Source organism: Kitasatospora sp. NPDC004289, from assembly GCF_053602875.1.
Genome location: NZ_JBSGEL010000047.1, coordinates 23,290 through 43,866, shown reverse-complemented (window position 1 = coordinate 43,866; position 20,577 = coordinate 23,290). Strand labels below are relative to the sequence as shown.

General features: G+C 74.0%; 21 protein-coding genes. 9 read left to right on the top strand and 12 right to left on the bottom strand.

The window, feature by feature from the left end; all coding sequences use genetic code 11:
- Positions 1 to 23: 23 nt before the first annotated feature.
- Entirely contained in the window at positions 24 to 1,121 is a 1,098-nt protein-coding gene (locus ACWEPF_RS27400) for a hypothetical protein (RefSeq protein ID WP_452174629.1), read from the bottom strand.
- Positions 1,122 to 1,498: 377 nt separating this feature from the next.
- Here ACWEPF_RS27400 and ACWEPF_RS27395 point away from each other — a divergent pair, with 377 nt between their 5' ends.
- Complete coding sequence (locus ACWEPF_RS27395) at positions 1,499 to 1,576, top strand: 50S ribosomal protein bL37 (protein ID WP_380149272.1); 78 nt, start codon at positions 1,499 to 1,501, stop codon at positions 1,574 to 1,576.
- Positions 1,577 to 1,640: 64 nt separating this feature from the next.
- Here the strand turns inward: ACWEPF_RS27395 and ACWEPF_RS27390 are convergent, their stop codons facing one another.
- Positions 1,641 to 1,967, bottom strand: a complete 327-nt coding sequence (locus tag ACWEPF_RS27390) for a deoxyxylulose-5-phosphate synthase (RefSeq protein ID WP_452174628.1) — start codon at positions 1,965 to 1,967, stop codon at positions 1,641 to 1,643.
- A gap of 94 nt (positions 1,968 to 2,061) precedes the next feature.
- Here ACWEPF_RS27390 and ACWEPF_RS27385 point away from each other — a divergent pair, with 94 nt between their 5' ends.
- Positions 2,062 to 2,574 carry an isochorismatase family protein gene (locus ACWEPF_RS27385; RefSeq protein ID WP_452174627.1) on the top strand — a complete coding sequence of 171 codons (513 nt, stop codon included), beginning with the start codon at positions 2,062 to 2,064 and terminating at the stop codon, positions 2,572 to 2,574.
- Between the two features lie 7 nt (positions 2,575 to 2,581).
- Here the strand turns inward: ACWEPF_RS27385 and ACWEPF_RS27380 are convergent, their stop codons facing one another.
- The 3 genes from ACWEPF_RS27380 to ACWEPF_RS27370 form a co-directional block, all read right to left on the bottom strand.
- The gene (locus tag ACWEPF_RS27380) at positions 2,582 to 3,262 is read right to left on the bottom strand and encodes a class F sortase (RefSeq protein ID WP_452174626.1); all 681 of its coding nucleotides are present in this window, start codon (positions 3,260 to 3,262) and stop codon (positions 2,582 to 2,584) included.
- A gap of 100 nt (positions 3,263 to 3,362) precedes the next feature.
- Positions 3,363 to 3,800 carry an excalibur calcium-binding protein gene (locus tag ACWEPF_RS27375; RefSeq protein WP_452174625.1) on the bottom strand — a complete coding sequence of 146 codons (438 nt, stop codon included), beginning with the start codon at positions 3,798 to 3,800 and terminating at the stop codon, positions 3,363 to 3,365.
- A gap of 237 nt (positions 3,801 to 4,037) precedes the next feature.
- Positions 4,038 to 4,469: a GNAT family N-acetyltransferase gene (locus tag ACWEPF_RS27370; protein WP_452174624.1), complete on the bottom strand. Its 432-nt coding sequence runs from the start codon at positions 4,467 to 4,469 to the stop codon at positions 4,038 to 4,040.
- A gap of 284 nt (positions 4,470 to 4,753) precedes the next feature.
- Here ACWEPF_RS27370 and ACWEPF_RS27365 point away from each other — a divergent pair, with 284 nt between their 5' ends.
- The gene (locus ACWEPF_RS27365) at positions 4,754 to 5,422 is read left to right on the top strand and encodes a class I SAM-dependent methyltransferase (RefSeq protein WP_345282800.1); all 669 of its coding nucleotides are present in this window, start codon (positions 4,754 to 4,756) and stop codon (positions 5,420 to 5,422) included.
- A 374-nt stretch (positions 5,423 to 5,796) separates the two neighbouring features.
- Positions 5,797 to 6,945 (top strand): ROK family protein, encoded by a 1,149-nt coding sequence (locus ACWEPF_RS27360; RefSeq protein ID WP_345282802.1) that lies wholly within the window; start codon positions 5,797 to 5,799, stop codon positions 6,943 to 6,945.
- Between the two features lie 368 nt (positions 6,946 to 7,313).
- Here the strand turns inward: ACWEPF_RS27360 and ACWEPF_RS27355 are convergent, their stop codons facing one another.
- The gene (locus ACWEPF_RS27355; RefSeq protein WP_345282804.1) at positions 7,314 to 8,105 is read right to left on the bottom strand and encodes a GntR family transcriptional regulator; all 792 of its coding nucleotides are present in this window, start codon (positions 8,103 to 8,105) and stop codon (positions 7,314 to 7,316) included.
- 267 nt (positions 8,106 to 8,372) lie between these two features.
- On the opposite strand from ACWEPF_RS27355, the gene ACWEPF_RS27350 reads away from it, so the two are divergent.
- From ACWEPF_RS27350 to ACWEPF_RS27340, 3 genes are all read left to right on the top strand, one after another.
- A complete protein-coding gene (locus tag ACWEPF_RS27350) occupies positions 8,373 to 9,164 on the top strand; it encodes an exodeoxyribonuclease III (RefSeq protein WP_452174646.1) in 792 nt (263 codons plus the stop codon).
- A gap of 144 nt (positions 9,165 to 9,308) precedes the next feature.
- Positions 9,309 to 10,880, top strand: a complete 1,572-nt coding sequence (gene dacB, locus ACWEPF_RS27345; RefSeq protein WP_452174623.1) for a D-alanyl-D-alanine carboxypeptidase/D-alanyl-D-alanine endopeptidase — start codon at positions 9,309 to 9,311, stop codon at positions 10,878 to 10,880.
- A gap of 15 nt (positions 10,881 to 10,895) precedes the next feature.
- The gene (locus ACWEPF_RS27340; protein ID WP_452174622.1) at positions 10,896 to 12,185 is read left to right on the top strand and encodes a M23 family metallopeptidase; all 1,290 of its coding nucleotides are present in this window, start codon (positions 10,896 to 10,898) and stop codon (positions 12,183 to 12,185) included.
- Between the two features lie 17 nt (positions 12,186 to 12,202).
- Here ACWEPF_RS27340 and ACWEPF_RS27335 read toward each other — a convergent pair whose 3' ends face one another.
- Positions 12,203 to 12,694, bottom strand: coding sequence for a GNAT family N-acetyltransferase (locus tag ACWEPF_RS27335; RefSeq protein WP_452174621.1), 492 nt, complete (start codon positions 12,692 to 12,694; stop codon positions 12,203 to 12,205).
- Between the two features lie 260 nt (positions 12,695 to 12,954).
- Positions 12,955 to 13,902, bottom strand: coding sequence for a helix-turn-helix transcriptional regulator (locus ACWEPF_RS27330; RefSeq protein WP_452174620.1), 948 nt, complete (start codon positions 13,900 to 13,902; stop codon positions 12,955 to 12,957).
- A 165-nt stretch (positions 13,903 to 14,067) separates the two neighbouring features.
- Here ACWEPF_RS27330 and ACWEPF_RS27325 point away from each other — a divergent pair, with 165 nt between their 5' ends.
- Entirely contained in the window at positions 14,068 to 15,018 is a 951-nt protein-coding gene (locus tag ACWEPF_RS27325) for an alpha/beta fold hydrolase (protein WP_452174619.1), read from the top strand.
- Positions 15,019 to 15,105: 87 nt separating this feature from the next.
- Here ACWEPF_RS27325 and ACWEPF_RS27320 read toward each other — a convergent pair whose 3' ends face one another.
- Positions 15,106 to 15,696: a TetR/AcrR family transcriptional regulator C-terminal ligand-binding domain-containing protein gene (locus ACWEPF_RS27320; RefSeq protein ID WP_452174618.1), complete on the bottom strand. Its 591-nt coding sequence runs from the start codon at positions 15,694 to 15,696 to the stop codon at positions 15,106 to 15,108.
- Positions 15,697 to 15,800: 104 nt separating this feature from the next.
- On the opposite strand from ACWEPF_RS27320, the gene ACWEPF_RS27315 reads away from it, so the two are divergent.
- Positions 15,801 to 17,021 (top strand): alpha/beta hydrolase family protein, encoded by a 1,221-nt coding sequence (locus tag ACWEPF_RS27315; RefSeq protein ID WP_452174617.1) that lies wholly within the window; start codon positions 15,801 to 15,803, stop codon positions 17,019 to 17,021.
- A gap of 88 nt (positions 17,022 to 17,109) precedes the next feature.
- On the opposite strand, the gene ACWEPF_RS27310 is transcribed toward ACWEPF_RS27315, so the two are convergent.
- Genes ACWEPF_RS27310 through ACWEPF_RS27300 form a run of 3 tightly spaced genes read right to left on the bottom strand, consistent with a single transcriptional unit; the run spans position 17,110 to position 20,485 of the window.
- Entirely contained in the window at positions 17,110 to 17,955 is an 846-nt protein-coding gene (locus tag ACWEPF_RS27310; RefSeq protein WP_452174616.1) for a transglutaminase family protein, read from the bottom strand.
- Between the two features lie 2 nt (positions 17,956 to 17,957).
- Positions 17,958 to 18,926, bottom strand: coding sequence for an alpha-E domain-containing protein (locus ACWEPF_RS27305; RefSeq protein WP_452174615.1), 969 nt, complete (start codon positions 18,924 to 18,926; stop codon positions 17,958 to 17,960).
- Positions 18,923 to 20,485 (bottom strand): circularly permuted type 2 ATP-grasp protein, encoded by a 1,563-nt coding sequence (locus tag ACWEPF_RS27300; RefSeq protein WP_452174614.1) that lies wholly within the window; start codon positions 20,483 to 20,485, stop codon positions 18,923 to 18,925. The genes ACWEPF_RS27305 and ACWEPF_RS27300 overlap by 4 nt, the downstream gene beginning before the upstream one ends.
- Between the last annotated feature and the right edge of the window lie 92 nt (positions 20,486 to 20,577).

Genomic DNA, 20,577 nt, shown 5'->3' with positions numbered 1-20,577 from the left:
GGGCCGGGTCTGCCGACGACGGGTCAGAACGCCGAGGTGTAGGCGGTGAAGAACCGCCCGGTCACCGGGCTGCCGCTGGCGTTGAAGCAGATCGGGTAGAGCGTCAGGGTGCTGCCGCTGCGGTTCCAGGGCATGGCCTCGCCGCAGTAGTCCGGGCCGGGACCGAAGGCGGTGGTGTGCGAGGTGTCCGGGGCCTGCGCCACCCCGGGCATGGTCACCGAGTACGGGACCGACCCGGCGAGGGAGTTGACCGCGCCGACCGAGTTGAAGCTGGTCGCGGCCGGGACGCCGCCGTTGTACCAGAGGTGGCCGAAGTACTTGGGCGGGAAGGCCGGGCCGTGCACGGCGCGCTTGACCGAGTAGCTGAGCGTCCACCGGGTGTCGTACGGGTTGTTGGCCGCGTCGAAGCAGGCGACGATCGCGGTCTGCCCGCTGGCGGCCGGGTACCAGTCGGCCACCTTGCAGCGGGCGCCCTGGACGCCGTCGACCGCGGTCACCTGGAAGTTGCCGAGCGGGGTGGCGGCGCCGAGGCCGGGCAGCCAGGCCTTCCAGATGCCGGTGGAGCCGTGGCTGACGGTGTTGGCCCCGCCGGAGGAGTTGTACTGGGTGATCACCGCGCCGGTGGGGGCGGAGTAGGTGTAGCCGTAGCCGCCGCCGGCCGGGGCGGGGACCCCGCTGCTGGTGGTGTAGAGCGCGGTGAACAGCGAGTTCACCGGAATGCCGCCGGGCTTGTAGCACAGGACCGTCACGTCGAGTCCGGTCCCGACCGGGCCCCAGCCCTTGACCTGGCACCAGCTGCCGGTGCGGCCGACGGCGGTGGCGTGGGCGATCCCGCCCGGGCCCGCGATCAGCGGGAAGTGCACGACGTACTGGCCGACGCCCACCTGGTCGACCTTGACCGGGTTGGCGCCCGGCGACGGCCAGCTGCCCCACTGGCGGGTGGTGTCCGGGACGTAGGCGGGCGGCGGGGTCGCGTTGTCCAGGAAGGCGAAGCCGTAGCGGTCCGGCACGGCGGCCGCGGCCGGGTAGGCGGTGGGCAGGGCGGCGGCGAGGAGCGCGGCGAGCACGCTCACCGCGAGCAGCGCGGATCTGACCACGCGCGAGAACAGGCGTAGCGACATGCGGGTACCCCCTGGGTGGTGGTGGCGGACGGTCTCCGTCGACACCCGGGCCCGGCTGACGGTGCGTCACACCCTAGGAGGGGAGCCCCTGTTGGCCTAGACCTCTGGCATGCGCCGGCCGGTCGCTTGTCGGCCTTTCTGCGGCCCGCCCCATCCGCCGCCCCCGCCCCACCCGTCCCTGCGCACCCGCCACCCGTACACCTGTGCCACACCACCCACCCTTCTCCCCCGCGTGACCGTCACCGGACGGCCGGAACCGGCCGGTCCCCCTCCGCTCACGCCCCGTCACCCGCACAGCGGCGCCGCCTCGCCGACCTCTCCCGCCCGTGCGAGGTTGAACGGAGGACCGGCAGACCGCAGCGAGAGGAGCAGACGCGATGTCTTCCAAGCGACGCCGCAAGAAGAAGGCCCGCCGCAAGCACGGCGCCAACCACGGCAAGCGGCCCCAGTGCTGAACACCGTGTGAGACGGACCGGCCGTGCCACCCCCTCCCGAAGGGCGTGGCACGGCCGGTCCGCGTCAGAGCCCGTACCGCACCAGCGCCTCCGCCGCCGGGCGGCCGGTGCGGCGGGCGTGGACCAGCCGCTCGCGGACCTCGCGGACCGATTGCGGGCGGTAACCGGGGCCGCCGCAGCAGGACTTGTGGAAGCGGACGCCCGCGTGCAGCAGCACCGAGAGGACCCGCCAGGCGGCGGTGTCGCGGCGACGGGGGGCGGCGAAGGCCGAGCCGACGTGGATCAGCGGCTCCGCGCAGCGCGGGCAGCGGCGCTCGTGGGCACCCTCGTACGGCTGCTTGTACGAGGCCCGGCAGGGCAGGCAGACGTAGCTGGTCTTCGCGTGGGACATGGGCAGGAGCGTAGGCCGGACCGGCCGGCGGATCGACGGGTTTTCCCCCCCGCCCCGCCGGGGCCGACCACAGCGCGGCCCCTATGCTCGGCCCGTGAACACCGCCCTGGTCCTGATCGACCTGATGCCCCGGATCGTCGCCCTCCCGCTCGCCCCGTACGAGGGCGAGCAGGTGCTGGCCCGCTGCCGCCGCCTCGCGGAGGCGTTCCGCGCGCAGGGGCGGCCGGTGGTGCTGGTGCGGGTGGACCGCCCCGGGGTGGCCGAGCAGCCGCCCGGCAGCGGCTTCGCCGAGGGCCTGGTGCAGCCCGGGGACGTCACCGTGGTCAAGCAGACCGTGGGCGCGTTCCAGGGCACCGGCCTGGATGCGCGGCTGCGCGAACTCGGCGTCGGGACGGTGGTGTTGGGCGGCCTGGTGACCACCATGGGCGTGGAGTCGACGGCGCGGGCGGCGAGTGACCTCGGCTACGAGGTGGAGTTCGTCACGGACGCCATGTCCGGCTTCGCGGCCGACGAGCACGAGTTCGCCGTCGGCCGGATCTTCCCCCGCTTCGGCGAGGTGCGGCGGACCGCCGACTACACGGACCCGGACGCGGACCCGGCCGGCTGACCGGCCGTCACGGCCGCTGCTCCAGGTGGGCGTAGACCACGGTGTTGTCCTGGTAGCCGCCGTGGGCGCGGTCGTAGCGGCCGCCGCAGGTGATCACCCGGAGCTCGGGCCTGGGGGCCGGGGCGTAGACCCGGTCGCTGGGGAAGGCCTCGCGGGGGTGGTTGGCGACCTCGTCCACCACGAAGCGGGCGGTGCCGCCGTCCGTCCGGTCGACCAGGACGGCCTGACCGGGCGTCAGGGTGGCAAGCCGGTACAGCGCGGCGGGGCCGCGTGCGGTGTCGACGTGCCCGGCGAGCACGGCGGTGCCGGTCTCGCCCGGGCTGGTCCCGGCCGCGTACCAGCCGGCCAGCGCGGTCTCCTCGGACTCCGGTGGCTGGAGGGCCCCGTCCGTCCCGAGGGTCAGCTCGACCAGCGGGACGTCCACGTCCAGCTCGGGGATCCGCAGCCGCCGGGGCACCGACCGGGCCATCCCGTGCACCGGCGCCGGCACGGCCGGCACCACCACGACCGGGACGGGCGCGGCGGCGGGCGTCCCGGGAACTGGCGGCAGCTCGGACGAGGAACCCAGCCCCACGCCCCAGGCGCCCAGCGCCAACAGCGCCGAGGCCAGCGCGAGCACGCCCGGCGCCCGGCGCCGCCGCCTGGCCCGTCTCTCGGCCCGTTGGCCGTGCCCCACGGCGGTGGCCATGTGGGGATCCTTCCTCTGGTGTTTCCTCAGCTCGGCGAACCGGCCGGGCCGGTGGGTGCGGCGGCGGTCCGTCGCCGCACCCACCGGATCCGACGGACGGTCAGCCGCGCTGCCGGGCCTGCCGCCGGCGCAGGGCGTACGCCCCGCCCGCCGCCAGGGCGGAGGCTGCCCCGAGGCCGGCGGCGAGCCCGGTGTCGCCACCCCCGTCCACCGGGCCGTGGCCGGCTCTCACCCCGCCGTGCGGCACGGGCGGCGTGACCGGCGTCGACGGCGAGGCCGAGGGGCTAGCCACCGGGGGCGGCGTCCCGCCGGGAACGGCGGGGGCGACCCCGCCGTTGGAGAGCGCCTCACAGGCCTTCATGTCCTTGTCGGCGTCCAGCCGGTTCGGGTCACCGGCGACCCGGTCGAACTCCGCCTGGGCTTCCTGCTGGGTCCGGAAGTCCCGGCAGTCCAGGTCTTGGGCCTCGGCCGCGCCGGCGAGCGGCAGCGCGCTCACGGCAAGCAGGACGGTGGCGGCGGCGAGGGTACCTATACGCATCTGACGGGCTCCTGACGGGGTGGGACGACCAGTACTGGTTCTCACCGTACGTATCTCGACCACTACCACCAGTCGGGCTGCGCCGCCTGTGCGAGCGCACGCCAGGGGCGCACGGACACCACTTGCCCGCGCCGCTGCACCCCTGACGCCCCGTCCGGCGACGCCGCACCCCGAGCGGCGCGGAGCGGACGTCTCCCCCTCGCCGTGACGGACCCGTGGGGAGATCCGGGGAGCCGCTCAGCCCAGCGGCTTCACCCAGCGGGTCCAGGCCGGCTCGGGACCGTAGCCGGCCGCCCGCCAGGCGTGCTGCCCGAGCTCGTTGTGGTCGAGCACCATCGCGTCGGCCCGCCGGCCGCCGAGCGCGGCGAACCGCTCCTCCACCGCGGCCAGCAGTGCGGCGGCGATGCCCTGCCGCCGCTGCTCCGGGTCGACCGCGAGCCGGTAGAGGTGACACCGCCAGCCGTCGTAGCCGGCGATCACGGTGCCGACCACCGCGCCGTCCCGTTCGGCGACGATCAGCGCCTCCGGGTCACGGGCGATCAGGCGTCCGACTCCGTCGGGGTCGTCGGTGATGCTGGTGCCCTCCGCAGCCCTGGCCCAGAAGGCCAGCAGGGCGGGGATCTCGTCGGGGTCGGCGGGGCGCAGTCGTAGGTCGCTCATGACGGGCATGTCTAGCAGCGCCGACCCACCCGGACGAGCGAATTCCAGCTGGTGGGACGGTCCCTCGCGACCCCGGTGCGCCTCGTGCGCGCGGCAGCCGCGCTGCCTCCGCGCTGCCCCCGTGCTGCCGCCGTGCTGTGGCTGTACGACGGACACGTGACGCGCACGTGACGGGCCGTCAGATGCCGTAGGGTCTGGGTCACCCCCGACCGGCCCGGGCTCTGCTGCGGCCGGTCGGCGAGGTGGCGGCCCCGGCGTAGGATCCGGGCACCGGTGAGAGGAAGGCGCGGAGCATGGGTGTGGCCACGGTGGACGAGCAGGCCCTGCGGGGGTTCGTGCGGGAGCAGACCGAGCTGGCACCGGTGCCGTTCGTGCCGGAGGTGCGGCTGCACCAGGCCGCCTCGGCCATCTCGCTCTGGGAGCACACCGAGGAGAGCAAGGGCCAGGCCGACCTGCCGCCGCCGTTCTGGGGTTTCGCGTGGGCCGGCGGCCAGGCCGTGGCCCGCTACGTGCTGGACCACCCGGAGGTGGTGGCGGGCCGTCGGGTGCTGGACCTGGCGGCCGGTTCCGGACTGGTCGCGGTCGCGGCCGCGCTGCGCGGCGCGGCGGAGGTGACGGCGGCCGAGATCGACGCGTACGCGGTGGCCGCGATCGCGCTCAACGCCGAGGCCAACGGGGTGCGGCTCGACGCCGTCCTGGCGGACCTGCTCGGCGGGGACGGCGGACCGGCCGAGGTGGTGCTGGCCGGGGACGTGTTCTACGAGCGGGCGATGGCCGAGCGGGTGCTGCCGTTCCTGACCCGGGCTCAGGAGCGCGGCGCGCTGGTGCTGGTCGGCGACCCCGGGCGGGCCTACCTGCCGCGCGGGGCCTTCACCGAGGTGGCGGTCTACCAGGTGCCGACGGCGGCCGACCTCGAGGACAGCCGGGTGAAGACCACCACGGTCTGGCGCCTCGGCGGCTGACGCCCCGCCACCGCTCCCCCGCCGCTCCCCCGCCGCTGCCCCGTCACGTCCGTGCGCGGTCGCGTCCGTGCGCGGTCACGTCCGTGCGCGGTCACGTCCGCGCACGGTCGCGCTGCGGCGGCCGCCGTTCGGACTCGGCCGACCCCGCCGGGCGACGGGGCCTACGTACCGTTTCGATACCGAACCGGTGATGAGCTGCGGAAACGCTCGCGGGCCGAGGTCGCTCCGAGTAGCATCCGGCTCACGCCCTCCGGCGCCGTACCCCGTGTCGCGCTGCCCGGTGGGCCCACCCGTGGGGGCCCGGACAGTGTCGCCCGCGTACTCCTTCACGCGTGCCGGTGCAGTCGCGCGTGAGACGGCGGAAGGGCAGCGACTTGGCGGATCGGCTCACCGGAGGGGACTCCTCGCTGCTGCGTCGGATCAACGCCGCGGTCACCCTGCGGGCGCTGCGCGACGGACAGGCCGTCACCCTGACCCAGCTGGTCGGGGACACCGGACTGTCGCGGCCGACGGTGGAGGGCGTGATCGAGGGGCTGATCGAGGCCGGGCTGGTCGCCGAGGTCGAGCAGTCCCAGGACACGGGCCGTCAGCGCGGCCGCCCCGCCCGTTGGTTCCGCTTCCGCGCGGAGGCCGGGCACATCCTGGGCATCGAGATCGGCGTCCACGACATCCGGGTCATCCTGGCCGACCTGACCGGCACCGTGCTGGGCAGCCACGCCAAGCCGGCCGTCGAGACCCTCGAACCCGAGGAGCGGCTCACCCTGGTCCGGGCCACCGTGGCCGAGGTGCTCCGCAAGGCCGGGGTCTCCCGGGACAGCCTCTGGGCGGTCGCGGTCGGCTCCCCCGGCATCGTGGATCGCGAAGGGAACGTCAAGCTCGGCACCGCGATGCCCGGTTGGACCGGGCTGGACCTGGGCGCCCGGCTGCGGCGCTCGTTCCGCTGCCCGGTGATGATCGAGAACGACGCCAACCTGGCCGCCATCGCCGAGCACTGGCAGGGCGCGGCGGTCGGCAAGGGCGACCTGGTCTTCGTGATGGCCGGCCTCAGCCCGGGCGCGGGCTCACTGATCGACGGGCGGCTGCACCGCGGCTTCGGCGGCGCCGCCGGCGAGATCGGCGCGCTGCACCTGCTCGGCCAGGAGGCCACCCCGGAGCGCCTGCTCTCCACCACCGGCAAGCCGCTCGACCCGCTGGACGAGGCCGCGGTGGCCCGGGTGCTGCGGCTGGCCCGCGAGGGCGACGAGGTCGCCCTCGTCGCGATGGACCGCTTCCTGCGCCGCCTGGTCCACGACGTCGCGGCCCTGGTCCTCGCCCTCGACCCCGAGATCGTGGTGGTCGGCGGCTGGGCGGCCGGTCTTGACGACGTGTTGGAACCCCTGCGCCAACAGCTCGCCCTCTACTGCCTCCGCGCCCCCGACGTCGCCCTGGCCGCCCTCGGCACCGAGGTCGTCGCCATGGGCGCCCTCCGCGTCGCCCTCGACCACGTCGAGGACCAGCTCTTCGCGGTCGACTCCCCGCGCTGAACCCTGGGCGGCCCCCGGCGGGGGCCGCCCAGGGGCGCGGGGAACTGCGCGAATTCGGACGACAGAGACCCGTGTGCCGGGTACGGAGTTCCACTTGCACGTGGCTGTCCGCACCCGGCACACGGGTCTCCTTCTTCCGTCCCGCGCTGACCCGCCGCCGCCGGCCCCGCAGGGGCCGCCCAGGGGCGCGGGGAACTGCGCGAGCTCGGACGACAGAGACCCGTGTGCCGGGCACGGAGTTCCACTTGCACGTGGCTGTCCGCACCCGGCACACGGGTCTCGTTCTTCCGAATTCGCGCAGTTCCCCGCGCCCCTGACCGCCCTCCGGGCGGTCAGAAGGGCGGTCACAAGGGCGGTCGGAAGGGCCGTCAGGAAGCGGCGGCCGCGCCGACCGGCTGCTTGTTCTCGACCGGGGTGACCTCGACCAGGCCGGTCTCGCCGAAGGTGAGCTTGCAGGTGTCGGCCCGGTAGGTGGCGACCGAGAGGGCGGCGAGGCGGCCGGCCGCGGCGTACTGGGTGGTGACCACCAGGACCGGGGTGCCCGGCGGGCGCTGCAGCAGTCCGGCCTCCTCGGCCTCGGCCACGCCGAGCTCGACCGCGCGGGACTCGCCGTCGATCACCAGGCGCTCCAGCTGACGGAGCACCAGCCGCGCCGGGTCCGCCTCGGACTGGGCGGCACCGCCGACCACCCGGGGCAGCGCGCGCAGCGCGGCGTCCGGCACGTGCAGGGACTCGGTGGCCATGGCCTGGCCCTGGACCAGACGGATCCGGCGGACGGTGTGCACCAGGCTCCCGGGCTCGACCCCGAGCGACAGGGCGAGCTGCGGCGTGGCGGGGGCGCTCTCGCAGCCGACCTCGCGCCAGGCCTGACTGCGGCTCACCCCGGGCCAGCCCTCCTCGCGGCGGCTGACCGGGACGCCGACCCGCGGGGCGGCGATCAGGGTGCCGATGCCACGGCGGCGGACCAGCCGGCCCTCCAGCTCCAGCTGGTCGAGCGCCTGGCGCAGGGTGGCCCGGGCCACGCCGAAGCGGGCGGCGAGCTCCCGCTCGTTGGGCAGCACCTGACCGGTGGAGAACTCCGCGTCGATGGTGCGCACCAGGACCGTGCGCAGGTGCCAGTACTTCGGCTCCGGTACTGCCGCGAGCTGGTTCTGCCCCACCGTGTCCTCCGCCCTGAAGGTCGCCGGGCCTGCCCCGCGCCCGACGTTCTGGCAGGTGGGAGGGGCGGGCTTTATCCGTCCTTCTTTATTAAAGGTCTTTGCAGTAAGTGACAGTAGGGCTTGCCCGCCGAGATGGTCAAGACCAATGCGCTTCCTTGACCTTCGCCGGACAAGACTTCACATCGCGTTCACGACGCGCAGCCGTCACCGCACCGCCTTCCACCGGCCACCCGACCGGCCGGATACCCTTCCCCGGTGACTCTTGTTGTGACTACCGCGAACGTGAACGGCATTCGGGCCGCCGCCAAGAAGGGCCTGCTGGAGTGGCTCACCGCCACCCGGGCGGATGTGATCTGCTTCCAGGAGGTCCGCTCCGAGCACGGCCAACTCCCGGTCGAGCTGCGCGAGTTGGAAGGCTGGCACGCGGTCTGGGCCCCCGCCGCGGCCAAGGGCCGGGCCGGCGTGGCCGTCCTCTCGCGGCAGGAGCCGACCCGTACCGCGATCGGCTTCGGCTCGGCCGAATTCGACAATTCGGGCAGGTATGCCGAAATCGACCTCCCTGGCGTCACGGTGGCCAGCCTCTACCTCCCCTCCGGCGAAGTCGGCACCGAACGGCAGGACGAGAAGGAACGCTTCATGGCGGAGTTCCTCGTCCACCTCACCGAGCTGCGCAAGCGCGCCGAGGCCGAGGGCCGCGAGGTCGTGGTCTGCGGCGACTGGAACATCGCCCACCAGGAGATCGACCTCAAGAACTGGAAGGCCAACCAGAAGAGCGCCGGCTTCCTCCCCGAGGAGCGCGCCTGGCTCACCCGCGTCCTCACCGAGGCCGGCTACGTCGACGTCGTCCGCACCCTCCACCCCGACCAGCCCGGCCCCTACACCTGGTGGTCCTACCGCGGTCGCGCCTTCGACAACGACTCCGGCTGGCGCATCGACTACCAGATGGCCACCCCGGGTCTCGCCGCCGGCGCCACCTCCGCCGTGGTCGAGCGCGCCGCCACCCACCCCGAGCGCTGGTCCGACCACGCCCCGGTGACCGTGGTCTACGACCTCGCCTGAGCACCGGCCCGGCTGGGCCGATCGGTGGGGCTCCGGCGGGTCGGGGCCCCGCCTGCGGGGATTCCGGGGGCGGTGGCTGCCTAGGGTGCGAGCGGAACGAGCCCGTTCGGACGGGCTCTGCCGACTCGCCGTGAGGTGCACCGCATGGGACCGAAGAGCCGTCGGGCGCAGGTCCGGCTGAGGGTGGGGGCCGCGCTGCTGGCGGCCGCCACCCTGACCGCCGCCGCGCCGCAGGACCCCCGGGGCTCGCTGGGCCCGGAGATCAACGCCGTGATGGACAAGCCCGCCTACCGGCACGGCCAGTGGGGCCTGCTGGAGATGGACCCGGTCAGCGGGGAGACCGTCCACGCGCTGACGCCGGACCAGTTCTTCGTCCCCGGTTCGGTGACCAAGCTGTTCAGCGTCTCGGGCGCCTGGCACGCCCTGGGCACCGAACACCGCTTCACCACTCCGGTGCACGCGCTCGGCACCCGCGAGGGTTCGGTGCTCGACGGCGCCCTCGCCCTGGTCGCGCAGGGCGACCTGACGATGGGCGGGCGCACCGAGCCGGACGGCTCGGTCGACTTCACCGACATCGACCACACCTACGCCAACGACCTCCCCGGAGCCACCCTCACCCCCGAGGACCCGCTGGCCGGGCTCGACCTGATCGCGGCTCAGGTACGGGAGTCGGGCATCACCGAGGTCCGCGGCGACGTGGTGGTCGACCCGCGCCTGTTCACCGCCGGGTCCAACCTCGACCCGGCCCCCACTCCCCTGATCGTCAACGACAACCTGATCGACCTGCTGAGCACGCCCACCCAGCCGGGCCGGCCGGCCGAGCTGATGTGGCGGCCGCAGGTCGCGCCGTACCAGGTGACCTCGACCGTGCGGACGGTCGCTCCCGGCGGCCCGACCGACGTCCAGGTCACCGCCTCGCCCGACGGCACCCGGATCACCCTCTCCGGCACGGTGGCCGCCGACTCCGCACCGGTGCTGCGGGTCTCCTCCGTCCAGGACCCGAACGCCTTCGGCCGCACCGCCCTGATCGAGGCCCTCGCCCGCGCCGGGGTCACCGTGACCGCCCCGCCGACCGGGCCCAACCCGGTCGGCACGCTGCCCGCCGACTACGCCGGGGCGCCGCAGGTCGCGGCGTACGTCTCCCCGGTCTACGCCGAGTACGCCCGGCTGGTCCTGAAGGTCAGTCACAACCTCGGCGCCAACCTCGCGATCTGCCTGATGGCGGTGACGGCCGGCGGTCACGCCTGCGACGACGGCTTCCCGGTGCTGCGGTCCTTCCTGGAGCAGGCCGGCGTCGACCCCACCCAGGTGCAGCTGCTGGACGGCCGCGGCGGCAACCCGGTCGACCGGGTCACCCCGCGCGCGGTCAACCAGGTCCTCGCGCACTGGCTCGCCACCCCCGACGCCGAGCGCTTCCGGTACGCCCTGCCGATCCTCGGCGTGGACGGCAGCCTCGCGCCGTTCTGCCCGGACTGCGCCGCCAAGGGGAAGGTGTTCGCCAAGCCCGGGACGGTGGCCGGCGAAGACGGCGTGAACCAGCGGCTCGCGATCGGGGCGCAGACCCTCGGCGGCTTCCTGGAGACCCGCGACGGGTGCCTGCACACCTTCTTCGTGGGCGTCAACGGGGCCTCCGCGCCGGACATCGAGGGCCTGATCGAGACCGTCGCGGACGTCACCAGGATCGCGGCCCTGCTCCAGGAGCAGGCCGCCCGCTGAGAACGGAGCAGCACCATGACAGCACCCATTCCCGCCCTCACCACCGCGGCCGGCCGGGCCGGCCGTACCCCGCGCCGCCGCGGACTCGGCACCGCCTCCCTCGCCGCGGCCGTCCTGCTGGCGGCGGCCGCCCCGGTGGCCGGAGCCGCCCCGAAGGCCCTGCCGCCCGACACGCGGTTCACCCCGCTGACGGCATCCGTGATGACCGAGCCCACACCCTTCGAGGCCACCGACGGGCGGACGCACCTCTCCTACGAACTGCTCGCCACCAACGCGCTGTCCAGCCGCGCGCAGGTGCGGCTGGACCGGGTCGACGTCCAGGACGCGCGAACGCACCGGGTGATCGGGTCACTGAGCGGCGAGGACCTGGCCGCGGCCGCCAACCCCGTCGGCGACCCGCTTCCGGGGGCCGACGCGTACACCCCGGCGCCGCCCCCGCCGGAGCCGACCGTCCTCCAGGGCTCCCAGCAGTGGGTCATCTGGCTCGACTTCGTCCTGGACGGCGGGCAGCCCGTGCCCGAGGTGGTCGAGCACCACTTCGCGGGCACCATCCTCGGCCCCTCCGGCGAGGCCCCGTTCGAGGAGACGGTGCAGGCCACCCCGCTCGGCCGCACCACCCCCCTGGACCTCGCCGCACCGGTCGCCCCGGGCGCCTGGTTCGCCAGCGAGTCGTGCTGCGGCAACACCCACCACCGGCGCGGCTTCGCCCCGATCAACGGCCGCTTCTTCGTACCGCAGCGGTTCGCGATCGACTGGTACCGGGTCGGTGAGCAGGGCGAGACCTGGGCGGGTGACCCCACGCTGCTCGACAGCTACCTGAGCTACCGTCAGCCGGTGCTGGCCGCGGCCGGCGGCCGGGTGGTGGAGGTCCAGGACGGCGTCCCGGACAACACGCCGCCGATCACGCCGCCCGTCCCGCCGATCCAGGACACCACCGGCAACCACGTCACCGTGGAGGTCGCCCCCGGCCGTTTCCTGCTCTACGGCCACCTGCGGCCCGGCTCGCTCCGGGTCCGGGAGGGCGACTGCGTCGAGCCCGGCCAGGAGCTCGGCCTGATCGGCAACAGCGGCAACTCCACCACCCCGCACCTGCACTTCCAGGTGATGACCACGCCCGAGTTCTTCCCGACCGACAGCCCGCCGTTCACCTTCCGGGAGTTCCGCGTCCTGGGGCAGGTCGAACCCCGGCTCTGGGACGACAACCTGGGCATCCAGCCGACCGGCGTCCTGCCGATCACGCCGTCCCCGTACGAGGGCCCGCACCGGGCGGAGTACCCGCTGGACCGCGAGGTGCTGCGGTTCTGAGGCGACCTGCCGGGCCGTCAGCGGCCCGGCCCGAGGTCCTTGCCGTACCAGATCTCCATGTACGGCCCCGTGCAGTACGCCGGGATCTCGGCATAGCCGTGGCGGACGTACAGCGCACGCGCCTCGACCAGGTCGAGGCGCGTGTTGAGGACCGTCCGACCGGCGCCGAGCGAGCGGGCCTCCTCCTCCAGCTGCTCCAACAGGAGGCCCGCACCGCCCTTCCCACGGAAGGCCGGGCGTACGTAGACCCGGGTGAGCTCGGCCCGCTCGGCGTCCAGCATCAGGACTCCGCCGCACGCCGCGGCCTCTCCGCCGTAGCGCCCGACCACGAACTGGCCGGTGGGCGGGGCGAGCCGCTCGACCCCGTCCCCGGCCAGGCCCCGGTCGACCTCCTCGGGCGTCGCCGGCCGCTTCCAGTACCGGCTCGCGACCTCGTCGTAGTAGTCGCGGCGCAGGCTGCTCGCGCTCACCGAGTCGAAGGCTTCGGGGGTCAGGATCCAGGACGTCATGGCGCCATCCTCGTCCGGGCACAAGGGTCCTGGCCAGCGCATTTCGAGAGCGGTGGCCATGGTGGACCGGCCGCTGACGCGCCGTTCGAGGAGACGGTGCGGCCCGTCCCGGTCGGCCGGGCCCGGGCCCGGAAGCGTTCGTCCACGAGGACGGTCCGGTCCTGGAGGCCGGCGCCGACGATCCGCCGGTCGCCGTCCGCGAGTTCGTCGATCCGGGCGAGCTGGGCCGGAGTGAGAGCCGCCGGGCCCAGGGACGGGTGTCAGCGGTAGCGTTCGACCAGTGCGGTGCCGATGGCGAGCATGTGGTCCCGCAGACCCGGTGGGTCGGTCACCTCCAACCATGCGACCAGTCCGGCGAGTTCACCGGCGAGCGTGTGCTCGTCGTAGCCGCGGACCGTCACCCGGACCTGCCCGTCGGCCTGCGGGTCGCCGACCTCCAGCCGGGTGCCGAAGGCCATCCGGAGCAGGCCGATCGCGTCGGGCGGGCACAGTGCCCGGGCTTCCAGGGGCATGCGCCGGCGGTCGACCTCGTCGGTGATCTCCCGCCAGCTCGCGGCGAGGTCGAAGCCGTCTGGCCGGTGCACCGGGTCTCCGGTCGGCTCGGCGGAGGACACCCGGTCGATCCGGAAGGTCCGTCGGCCGGCCTCGGTGCCGGCCACCAGGTACCACGACGGGGCCTTGGCGACGATGCCCAGCGGGTGGACGGTCCGCTCGGTACCGGCGCCCTGGCCGTCGAGGTACCCCAGCCGTACCTGGACGCCCCGGATCACCGCGTCCTGGAGCACGTCGAGGAGCCGGGGCGGCCGGGGCTCGGCCCAGTTCGATCCCCAGCCGAGCGGGTCCGTGACCCGTGCGGCCGCCGCTGCCTCGGCCTGCGACCGGAAGGGCTCGGGCAGGGCGTGGACGAGCTTGCGCAGCGCCGCCTTCACGGCCGGTGCTGCGGCCGAGGCCGGGCCGGCCACCAGGAACAGCGCCCGGGCCTCACCCGCCGTCAGACCGGACAGGTCGGTGCGGGCGCCGCCGACCAGACGCCAGCCGCCGCCCCGGCCCTGCAGGGAGTACACGGGGACCCCGGCCATCGCGAGGGCGTCGAGGTCGCGGCGGGCGGTGCGCTCGGACACCTCCAGTTCGCGGGCGACCTCCGCCGCCGTCACCCGGCCGCGCCGCTGGAGCATCAGGAGGACGGCCACCAGCCGGTCGGTTCGCACCTCGCCAAGACTTCCAGGGAAACCGGTCACGGGGTGACCGGTTTCGCTCGGCACGATGGCGGCACGCCTCCAGCGGCGACCCGCACCGCGGCCTGACGCCCGGTCAGCCGGGCAGCCGGGCCTGCCCGGGGGCGGCCATTCCGAACCGACCAGAAGGAGACCGCGATGTTCGATCCGGCCGATTTCCCCGAACCCACCCTCGTCCAGGTCAACGGTGTCGAGCTGGAGGTCTTCGAAGCGGGCCGCCGGAACGCGGGCAGCCCCGTCGTGCTCTGCCACGGATGGCCCGAGCACGCCTTCTCCTGGCGCCACCAGATACCCGCCCTGGTCGCGGCGGGCCACCACGTCATCGTCCCGAACCAACGGGGCTACGGGAACTCGTCCCGTCCGGCCGAGGTGACGGCCTACGACCTCGCGCACCTGACGGGCGACCTGGTCGCGCTGCTCGACCACTACGGGTACCAGGACGCCGCCTTCGTCGGCCACGACTGGGGTGCCATGGTCGTCTGGGGGCTGGCCCTGCTGCACCCGGACCGGGTGAACCGGGTCGTCAACCTCAGCCTGCCCTACCAGGAACGCGGCGCGAAGCCCTGGATCGAGGCGATGGAGGAGGTGCTCGGCGGTGACTTCTACTTCGTCCACTTCAACCGGCAGCCCGGCGTCGCGGACGCCGTGTTCGACCGGAACACCGCCCGCTTCCTGCGCAACCTCTACCGCAAGGACGAGCCCCCGGCGCAGCCCGGGCCCGGCATGGCGCTGATCGACCTCGCCCGCGCGGAGGCCCCGCGCGGCGAGCCGGTGATGAGCGACGCCGAACTGGCGGTCCTGGTCGCCGCCTTCGAGTCGACGGGGTTCACCGGCAGCGTCAACTGGTACCGGAACCTCGACCGCAACTGGCACCTGCTGGCGGACGTGGACCCGATCGTCCGCCGGCCCGCGCTCATGATCTACGGCGACCGGGACACCGTCAGGCGGTCCGAGAACCTGGCCGCGTTCGTGCCCGACGTCGAGGTGGTCAGTCTGGACTGCGGCCACTGGATCCAGCAGGAGCGGCCGGCCGAGACCAACCGGCTCATCACCGAGTGGCTGGAGAGGCACCGACCCGCCGACGCCTGACGGGCCGTCCGGGCCGTGTCCGGGCCGCACCGCGGAAAGCGGCCCGGACACAGCCCGGTGCCGGCCCGGCGGGAGGCTCGCCACGGGTCAGCCGGCCGCCGGGCTCCCGAGCAGGCGGTCGACCAGGAGTTCCGGGTAGCCGGTGGCCGGCAGCTCGATGCCGAAGATCGCCCGGAGGTAGAACGGCGCGATCAGCTGGTCGAGGATCTGCTCCAGCGGCGGCGGGTGCTCGCCCCGGGCGATGGCGCGCTGCCGGATCTGTTCGATGGAGTGCATCCGGCGGTGGAAGTGCTGGGTGCGCTGGTCCGGCGCCTGCGCCTGGACACCGCCCGGCATGGAGAGGATGACGGCCCGCACCAGGGCGCGTCCCTGCGGGGTGCGGATGCTCGCGGCGCTGGCCTCGGCCCAGGCGAGCAGGTCGCCGCGGAGCGAGCCGGTGTCGTTCAGCGGCGAGTCGCGTTCGAGGCGGGTGGTGACCACGTCGGCGAGGAGTGCGTCGAGGCTGCCCCAACGCCGGTAGAGGCTGGTGTGGTTGACGCCCGCGCGTTGGGCGATCGCGGGGATGTTGAGGTCCTCGCCCGCCGGGTCGCAGAGCAGGTCGATGACCGCCTGGTGGACGGCGGCGCGGACCTGTTCGGGGCTCTTGCGGACGCGTGCGGTCGGCTGGTTCGAAGTCACCCCCACATCGTAAGCACAGATGTTTGCTTAGTCTCCCTCGGGGGGCTACAGTCCTCCCCGTAAGCACAGATCAGTGCTTGGCGCGGCCGAGGAGAGTGTGGGCGATGAAGCAGCTGCTGTTCCCGAACAACATCCAGTTCTGGTACGAGACCCTGCGGTCGATGAGTCACATCGCTTACGGCGGAGCCGACTTCGGCGAGGTGGTCTCCACCGGCGAGCGCATCGTCGAGGGCGACTACGCCAGCTGGTACACCGAGTGGACGGCGACCGCCGACCGGGTTTCGGGCGAGGCGGAGAAGGCGCTGGCCGCCGGGCACCGGGTGAGTGCCCGGGACGGGTTCCTGCGGGCGTCGAACTACTACCGGTCGGCCGAGTTCTTCCTGCACGGGAACCCGTGCGACCCGCGGCACGACCACGCCTACGACCGGAGCGTGGAGTGCTTCCGGGCGGCGGCGGCCCTGTTCACCCCGGTCATCGAGCCCGTCGAGATCCCGTACGAGGGCACCACGCTGCCGGGCTACCTGTACCGCGTCGACGACTCCGGCACCCCGCGACCGACGCTGATCATGCACAACGGCTTCGACGGCACCGCGGAGGAGATGCACTTCTTCGGGGCGATGGCCGGCGTCGAGCGCGGCTACACCGTGCTGGTCTTCGACGGCCCCGGCATGCCCGGCCCGCGCCACCACCAGGGCCTGGTCTTCCGGCCCGACTGGGAGCAGGTGATAACCCCCGTCGTGGACTTCGCCGAGACCCTCCCGGACGTGGACAACGACAGGATCGCGCTGCTCGGGATCAGCATGGGCGGGATCCTCGCCCCCAGGGCCGCCGCCTTCGAGCACCGCCTGGCCGCGCTGGTCGCCGTCGACGGCCTCTACGACCTGGGCCTGACCGCGGTGCGCAACATCCCCGGCACCCGCGAGGAGGCGGAGCGGCTGCTGCGCGCACCCTCGGCCCCCGAACTCGACGCCGCCATGGAACGGATCATGGCCCAGGACCCGATCGCCCGCTGGGCGGTCAACCACGGCATGTACGTGATGGGCGCCGACACGCCCCGGGCCTTCAACGCCTCCTACCTCGACCACACCCTCGCGGGCGGCATCGCCGAACGGATCCAGTGCCCGACCCTGGTCTGCGACGCCGAGGAGGACATGTTCTTCCAGGGCCAGCCCGAGCTGCTCTTCGAGCACCTCACCTGCCCGAAGACCCTGATCCGCTTCACCACCGAGGAGGGCGCCGGCGCCCACTGCCACCCCGGCGCCATGCGGCTCACCCAGGCCCGCGTCTACGACTGGCTCGACGACACCCTCGGCGTGACCGCCTGAGGAGCCGTCAGCCTCCGGTACCGGGCTCGGGGGTGGGTCCCACCGTGACGGGAACCGCCCCCGAGCATCCGCGCACCGCGTGCAGCTCTCAGGCAAGGCGGGTGAACTCCACGCGCACGCGCGGCACTTCGCCCGGCGCTCCGCGGTAGACGCCCTTGTGCGGCGGCACGTCGCCGTACTCCCGCCCGCGCGCGACGATGACGTGCGACTCGCCGGGGCGGGTCCCGTTGGTCGGGTCGTGGCCGGTCCACTCGCCCGACCAGTACTCGACCCAGGCGTGGCTCTCGCCGGCCACCGGCCGGTCGGACCCGGCGTCCGCCGAGGGGTGCAGGTAGCCGGAGACGTACCGGGCCGGGATGCCGGCGGCGCGGAGCAGCGCGGCGGTCAGATGGGCGAAGTCCTGGCAGACGCCCGCCCGTTGGTCCCAGGCGTCCTGTGCTCCGCTGTGCACCCCGGTGGTCCCCTGGGTGTAGGAGACCCGCTCCCTGACCAGGTCGGTCAGCGCCGCCGCGGCCTCGTGGGCGTCCAGGCCCTCGGCGGCCCCGGCGGCCAGTGCCGCGAGCTCCGGGCCCACGGTGGTGCGCGGCGTGCCGGCGAGGTACTCGGTCAGCCGGCTGTCGGCCGACCGTGCGACGATCTCGGCCCGGCCGAGCGGCGCGGTCAGCGCGGCCGGCGGCGCGGTCTCGACCAGGCTGGTCGCGGTCAGCACCAGGCTGGTGTGCGAGTCGGCCAGGTCGAACACCGTGACCCGGGTGCCCCAGTAGTCCCGGTAGGTCCACAGTTCGGCGCTCGGGGTCACCTCCACCCGGGCGTCCAGGACGGTCTGGGTGGGCAGCGTGAGCGGGCTCATCCGCAGCTCGTTGTACGAGGAGCCGGCCGGGCTCGGGTATCCCACCCGGGTCTCGTGGCGGATCCGCAGTCGGCTGGCCACCACGCTCACACCCCCTCGCGCGTCACGGCGTGGTGGGACCACTCGATCGGGCCGTCGCAGGGGAAGTAGCGTTCGGCCACGGCCCGGGTGGCCTCGCCGCAGGCGAGCTGCAGCTCCTTCAACAGGACCGGCAGCCGGTCGAGTTCGGAGGCGGACAGGTACTCCAGCCTGGTGCGCATCCGGCCCACCGCCAGCCGCGCGGGCTCGGGCGGCTGCCAGGAGGGCGTGCCGCCGCCGAGGTCGGCGAGGCACTCCTCGGCGGCGCTCAGCGCGTGCAGGACGGAGCGCGGGAAGCCCCGGTCCAGCAGCAGGAAGGACGCCACCTCGGCCGGATCGCTACCGGCCCCGCGGGAGCGGACGAAGGCCTCCTCGGCCCCGCTGGCGCTCAGCAGCGTGGCCCAGTCCGGGGCGTGGACCCCCGCCAACCCCCGGACGGCGAGCAGCCGGGCGGTCATGTCGACCCGCTCCAGGCTCCGCCCGAGGATGACGAAGCGCCAGCCGTCGTCCCGGCTCATGGTGGAGTCGGCGAGTCCGAAGAACAGCGCGGCCCGGCGCCGGACCAGGCCGAGGTAGGCGTCGGGGCCGGTGCGGCGGGCGGCGCGGCGGTGCTCGTCGAGCTGGTGCCAGGTGGAGTTGAGGGTCTCCCACATCTCGGTGGAGACCACGTCCCGGGCGGTCAGGGCGTTCTCGCGGGCCGCCCCGAGCGCACCCTCGATGGAGTCGGGGCCGGTCGCGTCGAAGGCCAGCCGGGCCAGCACCGAGTCCGTGTCGCACTGCCGCTCGGGCGGGGCCGACACGCCGAGGATGGCGTGCAGCGAGCGGCAGGCCGCGTCCTCCCCGCTCCACGGGTCGTCCAGCAGCCGGTGCAGATAGGCGTCCAGTATGCGTGCGGTGTCGTCGGCCCGTTCCACGTAGCGGCCGAGCCAGAACAGCGACTCGGCGATCCGGGAGAGCATGGTGTCGGTGGTGATCACTGCTGTTCCTCCTCCTGGGGCGGGCCGCCGGGCGTGCCGCCGGGGCCGGACTGACGCGGGACCACTTCGTTCACGGGGCTCGGCCGTTCCTCCTCCACCGGGCCGGGCGGCGTGCCGGTCGCCAGCACCCAGGTGTCCTTGGAGCCGCCGCCCTGGCTGGAGTTGACGATCAGGTTGCCCTCCCCCAGGGCCACTCTGGTCAGGCCGCCGGGGAGCAGCCAGACGTCGTCGCCGTCGTGGACGGCGAACGGCCGCAGGTCGATGTGGCGCGGTGCGAGGCGGTCCCGGCCGTCGCCGTCGCGGCTCAGGGTCGGCGAGGTGGAGAGCGCGACGGGGCGCTGGGCGATCCAGCTGCGCGGGCACGCCCTCACCTGACCGGCCAGGCGCTCCAGCGTGCTCCGGTCCGCCTGGGGGCCGATCACGATGCCCTGGCCGCCCGCGCCGTCCACGGGCTTGAGCACCAGCCGGTCCAGTTGGTCCAGCACCTCCTCCAGCCGGCCCGGCTCCTCCGGGCGGATGGTCTCCACGTTCGGGAGCAGCGGCTCCTCTCCCAGGTAGTAGCGGATCAGGTCGGGGACGTAGGTGTAGAGCAGCTTGTCGTCGGCGATGCCGTTGCCCACGGCGTTGGCGAGGGTGACGTTCCCCGCGTGCGCGGCGGCCAGCAGGCCGGGGACGCCGATCAGCGAGTCCGGCCGGAAGTGCAGCGGGTCCAGGAAGTCGTCGTCCAGCCGGCGGTAGATCACGTGGACCGGGCTCTCGCCCCGGGTGGTGCGCATCCGGACCCGGTTGCCGGAGCAGACCAGGTCGCGGCCCTCGACCAGCTGGACGCCCATCAGCCGGGCCAGCAGGGCGTGTTCGAAGTAGGCCGCGTTGGCCACCCCCGGGGTGAGCACGACCACGACCGGATCGGTCACGCCCTCGGGGGCGCCGGCTCTCAGCGCGCCCAGGAGGCGCTGCGGGTACTCGTCCACCGGGCGGACGGGCTGCTCCGCGAAGAGGGCCGGGAAGGTCCGGGTCATCACCCGGCGGTTCTCGATCACGTACGAAACGCCGGACGGCACACGGACGTTGTCCTCCAGCACCCGGAACCGGCCCTCCTCGTCGCGGACCAGGTCGATCCCGGAGACGTGGATGCGGACCCCGTTCGCGGGCTCGATGCCGTGCGCGGCGCGGTGGAAGTGCGGTGAGGAGTAGAGCAGCCGGTAGGGCACCACACCGTCGGCGAAGACGCGCTGCGCGCCGTAGGCGTCGGCGAGGAAGGCCTCCAGTGCGAGCACCCGCTGCCTGACCCCGCGGCTCAGCCGGTCCCACTCGACCGCGTCGAGCAGACGCGGCACCAGGTCGAGCGGGAAGGGGCGTTCCTCGCCCCCGTAGGCGTAGGTGACGCCCCGGTCGGTGAAGGCCCGGGCCATCTGGTCGGTGCGGTACCGCAGTTCGAGGGAGTCCAGCGGGCTCAGGGCGGCGAGGACGGCCTGGTAGGCCGGTCGCACCACCCCGGGTCGCTCGAACATCTCGTCCCACGCTCCCGCTGTCGTGTACGAGTCGAAAATGTCGGCCATAGCAAAACGGTATGGCCGGTTTGTTTCGCTCGTGCTGCGGACGCCCTCCCTATGTCACCTCGCCCCGCTTTCGGCGCACTCCAGCTGTCACC